This is a genomic window from Nonlabens dokdonensis, assembly GCF_002162835.1.
Lineage (GTDB): Bacteria > Bacteroidota > Bacteroidia > Flavobacteriales > Flavobacteriaceae > Nonlabens > Nonlabens dokdonensis_B.
The window spans coordinates 1-15,148 of sequence record NZ_MAAX01000092.1; the positions used below are offsets into that span (position 1 = coordinate 1).

16 protein-coding genes are annotated in these 15,148 nt (G+C 35.4%); 12 read left to right on the plus strand and 4 right to left on the minus strand.

The window, feature by feature from the left end:
- A partial coding sequence (locus tag A9Q93_RS05745) for a 6-phosphofructokinase (RefSeq protein WP_303686443.1) occupies positions 1–147 on the minus strand: 147 nt, incomplete at its 3' end.
- Positions 148–263: 116 nt separating this feature from the next.
- On the opposite strand from A9Q93_RS05745, the gene A9Q93_RS05750 reads away from it, so the two are divergent.
- From A9Q93_RS05750 to A9Q93_RS05790, 9 genes are all read left to right on the plus strand, one after another.
- On the plus strand, positions 264–2,006 hold the full coding sequence (locus tag A9Q93_RS05750) for a sodium:solute symporter family protein (RefSeq protein ID WP_303686427.1): 1,743 nt from the start codon (positions 264–266) through the stop codon (positions 2,004–2,006).
- Positions 2,007–2,169: 163 nt separating this feature from the next.
- Positions 2,170–2,655 carry an aminotransferase gene (locus tag A9Q93_RS05755; RefSeq protein ID WP_303686428.1) on the plus strand — a complete coding sequence of 162 codons (486 nt, stop codon included), beginning with the start codon at positions 2,170–2,172 and terminating at the stop codon, positions 2,653–2,655.
- A 577-nt stretch (positions 2,656–3,232) separates the two neighbouring features.
- Positions 3,233–3,922: a CPBP family intramembrane glutamic endopeptidase gene (locus tag A9Q93_RS05760; protein WP_303686429.1), complete on the plus strand. Its 690-nt coding sequence runs from the start codon at positions 3,233–3,235 to the stop codon at positions 3,920–3,922.
- 285 nt (positions 3,923–4,207) lie between these two features.
- Positions 4,208–4,594 carry a DUF6122 family protein gene (locus A9Q93_RS05765; RefSeq protein ID WP_303686430.1) on the plus strand — a complete coding sequence of 129 codons (387 nt, stop codon included), beginning with the start codon at positions 4,208–4,210 and terminating at the stop codon, positions 4,592–4,594.
- A 167-nt stretch (positions 4,595–4,761) separates the two neighbouring features.
- Positions 4,762–5,787 carry a serine hydrolase gene (locus tag A9Q93_RS05770; protein WP_303686431.1) on the plus strand — a complete coding sequence of 342 codons (1,026 nt, stop codon included), beginning with the start codon at positions 4,762–4,764 and terminating at the stop codon, positions 5,785–5,787.
- A 212-nt stretch (positions 5,788–5,999) separates the two neighbouring features.
- Positions 6,000–6,524 (plus strand): DUF421 domain-containing protein, encoded by a 525-nt coding sequence (locus A9Q93_RS05775; protein ID WP_303686432.1) that lies wholly within the window; start codon positions 6,000–6,002, stop codon positions 6,522–6,524.
- A 196-nt stretch (positions 6,525–6,720) separates the two neighbouring features.
- Positions 6,721–7,425: an aspartyl/asparaginyl beta-hydroxylase domain-containing protein gene (locus A9Q93_RS05780; RefSeq protein ID WP_303686433.1), complete on the plus strand. Its 705-nt coding sequence runs from the start codon at positions 6,721–6,723 to the stop codon at positions 7,423–7,425.
- 27 nt (positions 7,426–7,452) lie between these two features.
- Positions 7,453–7,851 (plus strand): hypothetical protein, encoded by a 399-nt coding sequence (locus tag A9Q93_RS05785; RefSeq protein WP_303686434.1) that lies wholly within the window; start codon positions 7,453–7,455, stop codon positions 7,849–7,851.
- Between the two features lie 48 nt (positions 7,852–7,899).
- The gene (locus A9Q93_RS05790; protein WP_303686435.1) at positions 7,900–8,424 is read left to right on the plus strand and encodes a hypothetical protein; all 525 of its coding nucleotides are present in this window, start codon (positions 7,900–7,902) and stop codon (positions 8,422–8,424) included.
- A gap of 506 nt (positions 8,425–8,930) precedes the next feature.
- Here the strand turns inward: A9Q93_RS05790 and A9Q93_RS05795 are convergent.
- Positions 8,931–10,472 (minus strand): NAD(P)H-hydrate dehydratase, encoded by a 1,542-nt coding sequence (locus A9Q93_RS05795; RefSeq protein ID WP_303686436.1) that lies wholly within the window; start codon positions 10,470–10,472, stop codon positions 8,931–8,933.
- A gap of 282 nt (positions 10,473–10,754) precedes the next feature.
- Between A9Q93_RS05795 and gcvT the strand changes: the two genes are divergently transcribed.
- Positions 10,755–11,837 carry a glycine cleavage system aminomethyltransferase GcvT gene (gene gcvT, locus A9Q93_RS05800; RefSeq protein WP_303686437.1) on the plus strand — a complete coding sequence of 361 codons (1,083 nt, stop codon included), beginning with the start codon at positions 10,755–10,757 and terminating at the stop codon, positions 11,835–11,837.
- A gap of 12 nt (positions 11,838–11,849) precedes the next feature.
- Positions 11,850–12,665: a sugar nucleotide-binding protein gene (locus tag A9Q93_RS05805; protein ID WP_303686439.1), complete on the plus strand. Its 816-nt coding sequence runs from the start codon at positions 11,850–11,852 to the stop codon at positions 12,663–12,665.
- A gap of 76 nt (positions 12,666–12,741) precedes the next feature.
- Here A9Q93_RS05805 and A9Q93_RS05810 read toward each other — a convergent pair whose 3' ends face one another.
- Both A9Q93_RS05810 and A9Q93_RS05815 read right to left on the minus strand, forming a co-directional pair.
- Positions 12,742–13,581: a 1,4-dihydroxy-2-naphthoyl-CoA synthase gene (locus tag A9Q93_RS05810; RefSeq protein ID WP_303686440.1), complete on the minus strand. Its 840-nt coding sequence runs from the start codon at positions 13,579–13,581 to the stop codon at positions 12,742–12,744.
- 35 nt (positions 13,582–13,616) lie between these two features.
- Positions 13,617–13,883: a hypothetical protein gene (locus tag A9Q93_RS05815; RefSeq protein ID WP_303686441.1), complete on the minus strand. Its 267-nt coding sequence runs from the start codon at positions 13,881–13,883 to the stop codon at positions 13,617–13,619.
- Between the two features lie 238 nt (positions 13,884–14,121).
- Between A9Q93_RS05815 and A9Q93_RS05820 the strand changes: the two genes are divergently transcribed.
- On the plus strand, positions 14,122–15,148 hold a 1,027-nt coding region (locus A9Q93_RS05820; RefSeq protein WP_303686442.1), incomplete at its 3' end, for a hypothetical protein.

Here is a 15,148-nt window from a genome sequence, read left to right on the forward strand (position 1 = left end):
TATAAGACCTTGGTAACCTCTATATATTCCTACACACTCAATTTCATGAAAAGCACAGGTACGAACTACAGATCGTATAGCGGCATTCATACCTGGAGAATCACCTCCAGAAGTAAGTACACCTATTTTATTTATTTTACTATTCATTGCATTTTTAATAATAACCATGCTAATCTATTAAAGTTTTACCGTTGAAAGCAGCTAATTATTTTATATTTAGCATTTTTACAAAATTCAAACGTTATCGTTAATAACTTTTTTTTATGAAACTGGAAATCATAGACATTTGCATCATTATTTGCTTCTTTTTAGTCTCTCTAGCTATAGGAGTCATCGTGTCTAAACAGAGCTCTAAAGACAGTTCTTCTTTCTATCTATCTGGTAGAAATATGCCTTGGTGGCTTTTAGGAGTTTCTATGGTTGCTACCACATTTGCTGCAGACACGCCTAATCTGGTCGCTGGACTCGTAAGAGCCGATGGCGTTTCTGGAAATTGGGTCTGGTGGGCGTTTCTATTAACCGGTATGCTTACCGTATTCTTTTATGCACGATTATGGCGCCGTAGCGGCATTACTACAGATCTTGAGTTTTATGAAATGCGTTACAGCGGTAAAAGCGCTGCGTTCTTGCGTGGTTTTAGAGCTATATATTTAGGAGTTGTCTTTAATATTATCATTATGGCAACTGTTTGCCTTGCTGCTATTAAGATAGGACATGTAATGTTCGGTTTTAGTGCAGGAACCACTTTAGTTTATGCCTCTGTTGTTACTCTAGCTTACTCGCTTTTGGGAGGTTTAAAAGGCGTTTTAATAACTGATTTTGTCCAATTCATCATTGCGATGGTAGGATCGATATGGGCGACCTGGTACATTCTCGATTTGCCAGAAATCAATGGAATGGCCAACTTAATAACGCATCCTAACGTACAAGAAAAACTGGACCTCTTGCCCGACTTTAGTAATACCGATATGATGATGGGTATTTTTATTATTCCTATTGCCGTACAATGGTGGAGCACCTGGTATCCTGGAGCTGAGCCTGGCGGCGGCGGTTATATCGCACAAAGAATGCTGGCTGCCAAGGACGAGAAAAACGCCACTTGGGCAGTACTTTTCTTCAATCTAGCACATTATGCACTGCGTCCATGGCCATGGATCATTATAGGACTCGCTTCCTTAATCATTTACCCAAATCTAGAATCGCTAGCAACGGCTTTTCCAGATCTGGATAGTAGTTTTATAAAAGACGATTTAAGTTATCCAGCCATGCTCACCTACTTACCAGCAGGATTATTAGGACTGGTCGTTACCTCGCTCGTTGCCGCATTTATGAGTACCATTTCAACCCATTTAAATTGGGGTTCTAGCTATGTGGTAAACGACTTTTATGCCCGATTTATAAAACAAGACGCCAGCGAGAAAGAAAAAGTCATCATGGGACGTCTTTCTATGGTCGCCATGATGGCACTTGCTGCAGCACTGTCCTTTGTGCTGGAAGAGGCAAAATTTGCCTTTGACCTTATTATACAAATAGGTGCAGGATCTGGACTCTTATTTATACTGCGATGGTTCTGGTACCGCATCAATCCATGGTCAGAGATTACCGCAATGGCAGTGTCTTTTGTTATAGCGCTATTGTTTTTTATCAACTCTAGTGAAGAACTAGGATTAGAGAACCAACTTTTTGGCACGCTAGAGAGCTGGTACATGATATGTATTAACGTATTGATTACCAGCATCGCCTGGCTGGTCGTTACCTTTCTCACTGCACGTAGCGACCAAAACACCATAGACCGTTTTCACGAGGCAATCTTTGGTAAAGAATCAAAGTTTCACAACTTCCAGTACAAAACCATAGGTTTCCTTTTAGGAGTAACAGGTATTTATAGTTTGCTATTTGCCACCGGTAAATTGCTCTATAATGAAATAGGCATAGGTCTGGGATTGCTATTCGTTTTTATCGTTTGCACCGCAAGCATTATAGGATTGAGAAAAAAGTTGTTTTAGAAAAGTTTCGCTTTCGCGAAAGAGAGAACCTCCCAACTAAATTATCAACAATTGTTGAAATTCGTAAAAAGTTCTCATATACGCCCAAAATTATATGGTTAGCATATGGTTTTTAATTAAATTACTCATATATACTAGTTAGGTGTAATAAAAAACAAATGCAATGAAAATAATATCAAGTTCTGGAAAAGGTAATTTTAAACTAATCAAGAATGATGATGAGGTTTGTGAATTAGCTTATACTAATTGGTTTTCAGAAAAAGCTCAAACCGCATTGAACGGAAACAATATTGTAATCAAGCCAAAAAATATTTGGACAAGTAAAGTCGATATTTTTAAGAATGAAAGCCAGATAGGAGACATTACCTTTAATCTCAAAGGTCATATGGTTATTAGGCTACAAAAAGCAAATGGAAAAGAATTTAACTATTTGTTGAAAAACAAAGCCAAATGGAAACTAAGATTTGAAGTTTTTAATGAATCTGAGACACATCAGTTTTCACTAAATTCAGTAAATAACTGGACGAAATTAAATTATGATTATGATGTTGAAATGGCTGACTACAATTCGGAATTTGAAATTGAGGAACTATTGATTTATTGTGGTTATGCAGCAAACTTATATTTGGCAATAATTAGTGCTGTTTGACATTAGAAAATTACTACACCTAACAACGGCTATAGTTCATTGCGGCGGAATTTCCTCTCGAAAATTCCTGCGTGTTTACTAACTTTGGTTTACGGCGGAATAGTTCTGCCGAACCATTCCGCAACGAAACCATAGCCAAGACCGTTACCTGCGGCCGTAGTTATACGCTATAAAATTTTAATTTGTTGTTTAGGATACTAAAACTTAGTTACGCAATAGCTGTGAAACAAATAAACCCATCTATAGGCTCAACAAATTAACAATTTTAAGACTCCCAAACTACTTCATGTCTTCCTCTCGTTGTACTCGTCGGAGACAGCAACGGGCAAAGGTGTAAAACGCCTTGTCTAAATTCCGGTGTATACTTGGTCAATTATCGCTACCACAACTAACTGGCATGAACCATAGCATAAAGCGCATCAGGCGTTTTAAATGCTCATTGCGAGGCGATTCAATTCAAAATTTAGTTAACTTTACAACTTCAACTTAAACAACAAAGGATAACGCTACACAGCTAAAACGCCTTACACGCATTATACCTTTGCCCGTTAGGTATAATTTAAAACCAACCAAGTAAATGATAGGAATTTTAGTTGCAATTTCCATTTCGTGGTTGCTTTTATACCTGATTGAAAAGAAGAATATTTTAACATTAGGACTTCTTCCAATTGGTAAAAGAATAAAACAATTCCTAATCGGATTATTAATTACTGGAATACTTTGCGTTCTTGTTCAATATTTAGAATCTTATCTAAAATCTTCGACTTGGATTTTGAATAAAAATATTACGAGCGGAATTGTAATAAAATCATTTTGGTGGGATTTTAAATCTGTATTGACAGAAGAGCTGATTTTTCGTGGAGCTTTATTATATATTCTTATCCAAAAAATTGGCTCAAAAAAAAGTATATTGATTTCCGCAATTGCGTTCGGAAATTATCATTGGTTCTCATACGGAGTTTTGGGTAACGTAATGGCAATGATTTTAGTTTTTATCGGAACTGGATTAATGGGTTACGCCTGGGCTTGGGCTTTTTCAAAAACAAAATCGATAATGCTACCTTTCGGACTTCATTTAGGCTGGAATTTTATTTATAACACAATATTTTCAAAAGGACCTTTAGGCGCATTAGTCCTAATTCCAAAAGGCGGAATTGAATTGACCGATTGGGCTTCGTTATTAAATTTTATTAGTGGATTGGTTATAGTTCCTATTTTGGTTTTGATTTATGTAAGATATTTTGTAGAAAAAGAAACGAAAATATAAACAAAAGCGTAATAAAAACTAAGCACAACTAAGTACTGTGGTAAAAAACAAGTAAAATCTGCTTCATTTTATCACTAGAGTACTTCTGTAAAAATCCTAGTAAATGAGTCCTGATTTTGCAATCGCAAAACAATGTTTTAAGAGCTTATTACAGACAGCAATTAGTGCCAGCGCTTGAGTTTATAATGTGTTAACAGCAGTTATCTAGTTATTAATATTCACTGTTATATCAATGATATATTCTTAAATTAGAGGAGTTTTAAATTTCAGATTTTAAAGTCTCTTATGCAAACAACACTACACTATTTTTTACACTTAGGCTTTCCTTTTTTTATCGCATATTTCTTCTTTAAAAAAGACTGGAAAAATGCTTATTTGATATTACTTGCTACTATGCTAGTAGATATAGATCACTTACTAGCAACACCTATTTTTGAGGCAAATAGATGCAGCATTAATTATCATCCTTTACATAGTTATTACGCGATGCTGGTTTATGCTGCCCTACTCTTTTTCCGTAAGCCATTTAAAATTATAGGTATAGGATTACTTTTCCATATGTTAACCGATTTTATAGACTGCTTGATGATGTATGCTCAATGTAAAACCTGTTTAAAAAATGCTCCAGCGATAGAGCTTATAGACTTTGTATCAAGCCGGTTAGGTATCTAAATTTGTAATAGTATGAAGGAAAAATTCTTTAAAAGCATAGTTTATTAAACGTACAATCTATAGCGTCATTTTATGTTTTCAGTTCTGTTTATCTTTGAGCACGATTATTATATCAAAGTCCATCAATGTAAACGAACAGTACCAACTATTCCAAAACTATTACCTCCATGATTAAGAATAAAAAGGCCAAATGGATCGTGCGCATTCTACTACTCGTAGGAACAGCTATCTCCCTATATTTTGTACCATGGTTGCTTGTTAAAGCGTGGATTCTACCATTGCCTGATACGGTTCAAGAGCAAATGGATGAGGCTATAGGCCACGGTTTTGATGGTATGATTGTTTATATAGATCAAAAAGATAAAGAACCTTCTTTTTATGCAGCAGGATGGAAAAATAAAGAAAAGAAAATCCCAGCAAATCCTCATTCCCTTTTTAAAATTGCTAGTATAAGCAAGTTATACCATGTTGCGGCTATAACTAAACTGGTAGACGACGGCCGTTTATCCTTAGATAAAACCCTAGTAGATTACCTTCCAGAACTTGATGGAAGAATTGAAAATGCCGATGAAATCACGCTGCGTTTAATGATCCAACATAGAAGCGGCATTCCTAACTTTACTGATGCACCTGGATTCTGGGAATCTCCTACTGAAACTTATGAAGAAGGCCTGGCTTTAATTTTAGACCAACCAGCAAATTTTGAACCTGGTGAAGATTATGAATACTGTAACACTAACTATTTACTCCTCAATAAGATAATGGATGAGGAGTTGGGATATGATAATTTTAAATTTATCCAGAAGGAGATTTTATCACCCTTACAACTTAATCATACTTATAGCTCGCTAGATGCAGTTAACGTTGATGATGTAATGAGCGGTTATCACGTGGGATATCCTCACGATTTAAAAACAAACGACTATGGAATGCATGCCACTGCACAAGATGTGGGAAAATTTGTCAAAGCTTTGAATGAAGGAACTTTATTTAATGAAAGAGAGCAAAAGATATATCCTTATGAATATGAGCATTCTGGATGGGTTCCTGGTTATCAAAGCTTTGCTAGATATGATAAAGAGCTTGAGGCTGTGGTTGTTCTATTTTACAGTACCACAGATCCAGATCTTTACAACTGGAACCTGTCTGAGATCGTAAATAATAGAGTCATTAAAATTTTAAAAGAAGAATAAACCTACTTTTATGTGACTAGCAACTTAGCATTTCTACAGTTGCAATACTATAGCTTGATTTTAATTATGTTGGTCTGTAATGATCTCGCTTTCGCGAAAGCAGAATTTCCCTACAAAACACAAGACTAATGCCGTCTATTCTCTTATATTTGTTTCACAACTTGATTGAAAAACGAGTACAAAACTAAACGCAACTACAAATACAATTAACTATGGACTGGATTTATGAATGGAAAGACCCTATATGGGAAACACTAGTAGGAAGTTTAATGATTTTTATAGTGGTGGTAGTGTTAACCAGGATCGTAGGTTTGAGATCTTTTGCAAAGTTTACCGCATATGATTTTGCTTTTACGGTTGCGATAGGTAGCATCATCTCTTCTACACTCACCTCATCAACATCAATTGCTCATGGTAGTGCTGCTATTGCTAGCTTACTTTTTATCACCTACATTTTCTCCTTTTTACAGAAGAAGTTTCCAGCCCTAAGTTCGGCTATTTCTAATAAGCCGTTATTACTTATGGAAAACGGTAACATTCTAGAAAAGAATTTAAAACACGGCAGGATAGAAAAATCGCAACTCATTGCCAAATTGCGTGAAGCCAATGTGTTAGACTTTAAACAAGTTGAGGCGGTAGTTTTAGAATCTACAGGTGATATCTCGGTACTACATAAAACCGATTCAGATCCTTCTTTAAATAAAGAATTACTTGAAGGTGTGCGCAGGGAACCATAAATTTATTTAGCTAGTTAAAAATGACTAGGCAATCAATGGGATAAGAAAGTTGTTATCTAGCACATTTATTTTTCTTTATTTCAACTAGTAAATCTTCTTTAAATCAGTATTTTGTACCCAATAGAAGTAATGTTACGGATTCTTTTACTGTAATGCGTTACATCTACTTACCACATCTATTAAAAAATTCTCTACCATGGAATTAAGGACAAAATACTTACAGTTACCATTTAAGTTTAATAAGGAGAAGCTTCAAGAAGAACTTGCCTCTATTCTCGATAAAAAATGGATTCCTCATTTTAATACTGGTAACCATAGTGGTGCCTGGAATGTAATTTCTTTATATGCACAAGATGGTAACGCGTCAAATATTTTTGCCCTAGCTGATGATAATGTTCCTGTAAGAGAAACTGAGGTATTAAATACATGTCCTTATTTAAAGTCTGTTATTGATACTTTTAAAAGTCCTATTATCTCTGCTCGTATTTTAAAATTAGGTGCTGGCGCAGAGATTAAAGCTCATCGAGATCATGAATTGGGTTATGAAGATGGGAATTTTAGGTTGCATGTACCTATCGTGACAAATGCAGATGTTCAATTTGTTTTAGATGGCGATAAACTCGTAATGTTACCTGGAGAATGCTGGTATACTAACGTTAATTATATACACTCGGTAAAGAATGCAGGTGATGAAGATAGAATACATCTAGTAATAGACTGCAGTAGAAATGAATGGTCTGATCAATTGTTTTTCTCACTGGCACCTAAATCTAGTTTTAAACCTATTCCTGAAGAAAAACTATCTCAAGAGACCCTTACAAGAATGATAGAAGAATTAAAAGCTCAGGATAGTCCTGCTGCGCAGCAATTAATCAATGATTTGAGTAAAAAACTACATTAAAAATCATGTCAAGGATTAACATTATACTTGTTTCATCAATATAAATCTATAAACTACCCACGATATCTTTTTATGAGCAATGCAGGAATTCTAGTAGTTACGTTTATCATCACTATAACTATAGTTGTGCTATTCTTTTACTATAGTTCCCAAATCAAAAAAAGAGACTCACAAACACTAGAATCAGATTGGAAAGCCTTTCAAAATGCTGTTCAACAACACCGTATTAGTACCATAAAAGACATTGGTTCTCAACTTATTTACAATGAAAATATAAGTGAGGAACAAGTTAGAGAAATGTCAAATATCATAAAAATGCTAGAAAACGATCACAAAGAGCTCACGGATTTGAAATGGATTATTTATAACAAGCGTAAAGACTGGAGTAAAAAATATCCAAGATACTTTGATGGTCATCCCATGTAATGCTACTTTATAACACCATAAATAAAATTCAAAATTAAACCTATAAGCATGCTTAAAATCACAGCCCTTTTATTATTCTTAACTATCGGTACGCCTATACTTCATGCACAAAATCAAACTATAGAAGCAATGACTTCTAAAGTCGAAGAAATGACTGAAGAGATAAGAGACAGAGAATCCTTCACACTTACGTTATATAAAAAACACCTAGTTTCATTAAGTCTATTGAGAAAAGCAGCTGATGAGCCTGAACTACGCATGTCACAAAAGCACAAGGATAATATTAAATCTGTTACCAGAACTCGCTATGCAGAGCTTTTGAAGGAAGATCATCTGGCGATAGTAAGTGAGGCATCAAAAAGCGATATCAACTGGAAAAAGATAGAATTTGTAGACTTACTTTATAAACCTCGAGCATTTTTTAAATTCGGTCAACCAGGTTATGAAGGATTGTGGATCATTAAGGACACCAGTAAAAAAGATGTATTATTTACCATGCAAGTAGACTTTGTTATGTTAGGAACTGATCCTTACATTTTAGAAATAGATGATTTTAAAAAGCAATTGAAGTAAAAATGGAATTTATGCTTTAAAAATTTTAAAATTTTTGTATCCATAATCACTGTCTAGTCACACTTAACTTATTATAAAAACTATATAAACAGCTTTAAATAAGCTTTTTGACGCTTCCATTATAAAAAGTTAGCAGTTATTATTATGAGATAAGGTTAAACAATGAACTTTAAAATTGGGTATTTTTACCTATTGTGAAATTTTAATAAGCTAACTACCTTTACAATCAGTAAGGAATACTTAATGTGCTGTATGGATTATATCCTAATATCTTAAATAGATATAGTTTGTTAAAATAATCGATTTCATTCTAATCCTTTCTCATAGAATATACTAACCAACCATTATTTTTTTCTCCCTAATTCTTACAGCACTTTTCTTATAAAGTGCTTAATTACTCAAAGGTCACGATAAAAGTTAAAACCTACTACTTACTTTAAGTAAAGAGTAATAAAAGTTCTATCAATCAAAGCATACGTTTATACTACTGAATGATATTTAAAACATCAATTTCTTTGCTGTTCTTGCTGTTGTTGTGGATTTCTAAACAGTTGTAAAACACTAGCTCCTATAAAATTAGAAATCACAGAAGCTTTTAATCCTTCATGAGCATAAGTTTGAGCCGCAAGATCTCCACTCGCTCCATGGATATAAACTGCAAATACAGTAGCGGTTAAAGGATCGTACTTCTGAGCTAGAAAAGCAGCAATAATACCACTTAACACATCGCCACTACCAGCAGTTGCCATTCCTGGATTTCCTGTATCGTTAACATACTGGCTAGAACCAGCAACGGTTATCGTGTGAGCGCCTTTTAAAACAAGAATCACATCATTCTCTTTAGAAAATTCTTGTGCCTTTTCTAGTCTTTCATAATCATCCTTCCACTCACCTAGGAGCTGTTTCAACTCTCCATCGTGAGGTGTAAGAATAGAATCTTTGGGCACATCCTTTAACAATTCAGGTTGTTGTGCTAGAATGATAATTCCGTCGGCATCAATTACTACCGGTGTAGTTTGTTCTTTTAACGCTTTCGCGAAAGCGGAACACGTATCCTTCTCTGTCCCTATTCCAGGTCCTATACATAAAACTGTGTCTATTAATGAATGTTCAAAATCAGTAATATAATCCTCACCACGACTCTGTATAGTCATTACCTCTGGTACAGAAGACTGAAGTACCAGGTTTCCATCTTCAGGAATGTAAGCAGTAACTTTACCAGCACCAGCATTTATAGAAGCACTCGCACTTAATACTGCTGCGCCCATTTTACCTTTACTTCCAGCAAAAGTAAGCACATGTCCATAGTTGCCTTTGTGAGTGAATTTTTTTCTAGGCTGGTACATATTTTGGGCAGCTTCTTTAGAAATCACCTGAGCAAGAGGTGCTGCCTGCATCATATATTCTGGGTCTAATCCTATATTAATAACCTCAAAACTACCTACATAATTTCCTGTTTCTGGAAGGAAAAAGGATAGTTTAGGTGTTTGAAAAGTAAATGTGTGATCTACTTTTAAAATGGCATCTTCCTTACTATGTGGCGTGTTTGCATATAAGCCACTAGGCATGTCTACGGCGACTTTAAAGGTTTTAGAATCATTTAGGTAATGGATCAAATCTGCCATCCAGCCCTCTAGAGCACGGTTAATACCAGTTCCAAAGATGGCGTCTATAATAATATCCTGCGATGAAATCTCAGGAAAATCCTCCTTGCAACTTAATAGTATAGGCCAGTCCTTTGTCACGTCTTTTATACGGTCGTAGTTAATCAAAAAGTCTGGAGATCTTTTTTTACTACAATTAGTAACGTAAACTGTGACGTGATAACCATGTTGTATCATGTGCCTCGCAATGGCAAGACCATCACCACCATTATTACCTATCCCGCAAAATATTTTAATAGGAACTGGTGCGCCATTTAAACGTTGATGGATGCGTTCAAAAACAAGCGTTGCAACTCGTTCCATCAAGTCATTAGAAGTGATTTGTTGTTTGTCTATGGTAGATTTATCAGCTTCAGCGAGCTGTTGTGCACTTAGAATTTTCAATACGTAGGTTTTATGATTGTGCAAATTAATGAATACAAAGCAAATCTATCTAAATCGTTTTACCATAATGATGGCTTTATGTTTTTTTTTGGTAAATGAACAGGTAATTCCATCTAGTGTACATCAAATAATTATAATGGTGCAATTCAACTCGTTTTGAATTAAGGTAAATACCAATTACTAGCTTAAGAAAATGGATGGCACAAAAACGTACATAGTGGTAGCAATTAACTTAATATTAAAAACTATAATCCATACATTTGCGCAACCAAAAATGATCACATGAAAAATACAGCACTTACTACTATACACGAATCTTTGGGAGCAAAAATGGTTCCTTTTGCAGGATTTAATATGCCAGTTCAATATGAAGGAGTTAATATAGAACACCAAAATGTAAGAGAACACGTAGGTGTATTTGATGTATCGCACATGGGAGAGTTTTTAATAAGTGGTCCTACGGCGCTAGAGCTAGTACAACGCGTTTCTTCAAACGATGCATCTAAACTGACTATAGGAAGAGCTCAATATGCTTACTTGCCTAATGAAACTGGTGGTATAGTAGACGACATGATCGTCTATAAAATTAAAGAAGAGCAATACTTACTAGTCGTAAACGCTTCAAATATCGATAAAGATTGGGAACATATCTCAAAGCATAACATTATGAATGCAGATATGAAAAATCTCTCTGATGATTATTCTTTGCTAGCTATTCAAGGACCTAAAGCTGTAGAAGCGATGCAGTCGCTTACATCTGTGGATTTAAGTGCCATCAAATTTTATCACTTTGAGGTTGCCGATTTTGCCGGTATTGAGCATGTAATTATAAGTGCTACTGGTTATACAGGTTCTGGAGGTTTTGAAATCTACTGTAAAAATACCGAGGTAAAGCAAATCTGGAACAAAGTGTTTGAAGCAGGTGCATCATTTAATATCAAGCCTATAGGTCTTGCTGCAAGAGATACATTGCGATTAGAAATGGGATATTGTCTTTACGGCAATGATATTGATGAGACTACATCTCCCTTTGAGGCTGGATTAGGATGGGTGACTAAGTTCACAAAGCCCTTTGTTAATTATGAGAAATTACAACAGCATAAAGAAAAAGGTGTAAACAGAAAACTGGTAGGATTTGAAATGGATGACCGCGCGATACCTCGTGGTGGTTATGAGATTAAAGATAGTAATCAGCAAGATCTAGGTATAGTGACCAGTGGTACTATGTCACCATCTATGGCCAAAGGAATAGGAATGGGTTATGTGCCACCTATTTTTGCCACTCCTGGTAGTAAAATTTACATACAGATCAGAAAAAAATTAATGCCTGCAACTGTGGTAAAGTTACCTTTTTATAAAAAATAAACAGATTCATTTTTGAATAGAATTCTCATACTTGGCGGCAGTGGCTTTATAGGTAACGCACTTTATAAAGAGCTGGCGCCATTTTTTGACGTACACGCTACGTACAGAACTGATAATCCCTTATTTGATAAGAATAAACACTTCCATCAGTTTGATTATGAAATGGAACGTCTTGACATATTACTCAAACATTTAAAACCTAAATTTATTGTAACTGCCTTAAGAGGTAATGTTACCAGTCTAGTACGATTGCATTTTGAAATAGCAGACTATGTGGAGAAAAACGATTGTAAGGTCATTTTTCTCTCGAGCGCAAACGTATTTGACCGCTTTACTAACTATCCTAGTTATGAGTACGATAAAACCTTATCAGAAAGTATTTATGGAAGGTTTAAAATTAAAATCGAAAACGAATTATTGCGTAAACCTATCTCTAAATATGTGATATGTCGCATTCCTATGATTTATGGAGCTGGCTCGCCTCGCATTAATGAAATTAAAGCACAACTTAAAATAAATGAAGCTATAGAAGTATTTTCTAACGTTGTGATTAACGCCACGCACATCAATAAATTAGTGCAGCAACTACATTATATCATCAATAGGAGACGTCGCGGAATTTTTCATTTAGGTAGCAACAACCTTATCCATCATATAGATTTGATAAAAGATATATGTGAAGAATTAGGACATCCTGATGCATTGATCAAGCAAGTTTATGACTCAAATGAAGACCGACATCTAGCGGTTTTGCCTAAAGATAATATGCTACCTAAACACCTACAGCTCACAATTGAGGATGTCGTAAAAAGTAGTGTTGTAATGTAGTATGTTAGGTGTTTCGCTTTCGCGAAAGCGAAACACCTCAAAAATCTAAAATTTACTGTTATTAGTCGTAGAATATCTATGGGATGTAGCGATCCTTACCCCAATCTGGAGCGCGTTTTTCTAAAAAGGCTTCTCTTCCTTCTCGAGCCTCATCAGTCATATAAATAAGACGTGTCATTTCACCTGCAAATACCTGCTGCCCTACCATACCATCGTCAGTAGCATTCATAGCAAACTTTGCCATTTTTATAGCAATAGGAGATTTTTTGAGGATTTCTTGTCCCCAATCGTAAGCCGTTTGGTCCAGTTCATCATGTGGCACTACGGCATTTACCATTCCCATATCCATGGCTTCTTGAGCGCTATAGGTTCTTCCTAAAAAGAAAATCTCACGTGCTTTTTTCTGTCCTACCATTTTAGCTAGATAAGCACTTCCGTAGCCGGCATCTACACTAGCAACATCAGTGTCCGTTTGTTTAAAAACACCGTGTTCCTTACTTGCGATGGTCATATCACAAACGACATGCAGACTGTGTCCGCCACCTACTGCCCAACCTGGAACGGCGCAAATCACCACTTTAGGCATGAAACGTATCATGCGTTGCACCTCTAGAATATTTAATCTACCGGTACCAGAATCGTCTTTATAACCGTCATGACCACGGGCATTTTGATCGCCACCGCTACAAAAAGCCCAGCCGCCATCTTTTTTAGAAGGCCCTTCACCAGTTAAAATAACTACTCCTATAGTAAGGTCTTCTTGCGCATCATAAAATGCTCTTATGAGTTCAGCAACCGTTTTAGGTCTAAAAGCGTTGCGCACTTCTGGTCTGTTAAAAGCAATGCGGGCAATACCGTTACTTTTTTTATAGGTGATATCTTCAAATTCTATGGCAGTCTTCCAGTTGATGGACATATGTCTAATTTTAGATTACAAATATAAGTCCTATCCTATTTATACCACACACGTATGGTTTCAATCATATATACAATGCCGCCCTGCATATTTAACTTGCTGGTGTTTGTATTTTTTAAAGACGAACTTGATTTAGGAACTATAATAGTTTCTACGTTTATGATCTCACGGTTGTAATTCTTGCGTACCCATTCATTTACGCGCTCCATTACCATGCTTGTAGTCTCATAAGTTTTATTACCCCAAAAGTTCTTTTCTAAAATTTGAGGCTCAAAGTCGATGTAATTGATTTCATTAGTCATACTTAATTAGTAGCCGGATAATTCTTTTTGTTACGCTTTCGCGAAAGCGAGATAAAAGAAACTCATATAGCTTGAAATCAAACAAAACCCTTGATAATCGTTTGATAACACACAAACCTACAGATAGATAGCTTGTATTAACAAATATTATAATACATTTACTTTTTATTAATAATTCAACTCATAGTTCATTATTACTCCTCCAAAAAGATGAATCTATGTTTAATTCATCTTTCAAATGAATAAATTTTATTTTTTGCTATTATGCTGTTTATACAGCATGAATGCCTATTGTCAAACTATTTCGGCTAGTAATGCTACAGGAGAAGCAACTATCCAAAAATCTACACCACAAATACCTAGTATACAGAGTGGCGAATTATTTAGTTATACTATTTCTTTTCAAAATTTAAATAGTAACAACACACTTGTTATTACCGATAATGTACCGGCTGGCTTATGTTTTGCTAATAGTGATGTTAGGGCAAATAACGCGTTTATAGATTTCAATGGTTTCTCAATTCCATCACCTAATACGATTCCTGGTTTAATAGACACTAGTGCACTACCATCTATCGTTTTTAATATCCCTAATAATGTACAAAGTGGTTCTTTTACTATAACTGTGAGCTTTTGTGCTGGGTCTACACCTAATGGGTTTACAGTTACTAATAATATATGTGGAGATTATACCAGTAATGGTAGCACTGAAAATTTTTGTCCACCGCAGGGAATAACTAGCACCGCAGCAGCGGTTAATCCTTGGGGACGCATTACCAAAGAAGCCATTCTTCCAGCAGTGAGTGATGCAGCTGGAAATACATTTGTTCGAAATATGAATGGTGTTGCAAATTATAGAATTATAGTTGAAAAGGCACCAAGTTTTCAAGGGCTAACTTTTGGTATGCTCAATTTAGATAATGTAACTATTTCTGAAATAGCATCGCCTCCATGTGCCGTAGTTACTTTAGTAAGTGGTCCTGGAACCTTTAATACTGCTACAAATCAAATTGAATTAACTGATAGTCTACTAGGATCTGATCCGTTTCCTTTTGTTGAGTTTATTGTCGAAGTGGATTATTCTCCCTGCGGGACTTTACAAGAAGGACAAATTTTAAGTAATACAGTTGAATTAAATGGGACACCTACTGGGGCAAATCCTTTAGTAAATATAGCAAATGCGACTACACTTGTAACTGCCACAGCCACCTTACCTTCACCTGAAGAGAATAGTATTGTAACAAAGAATGTAGATGCTAGAAATC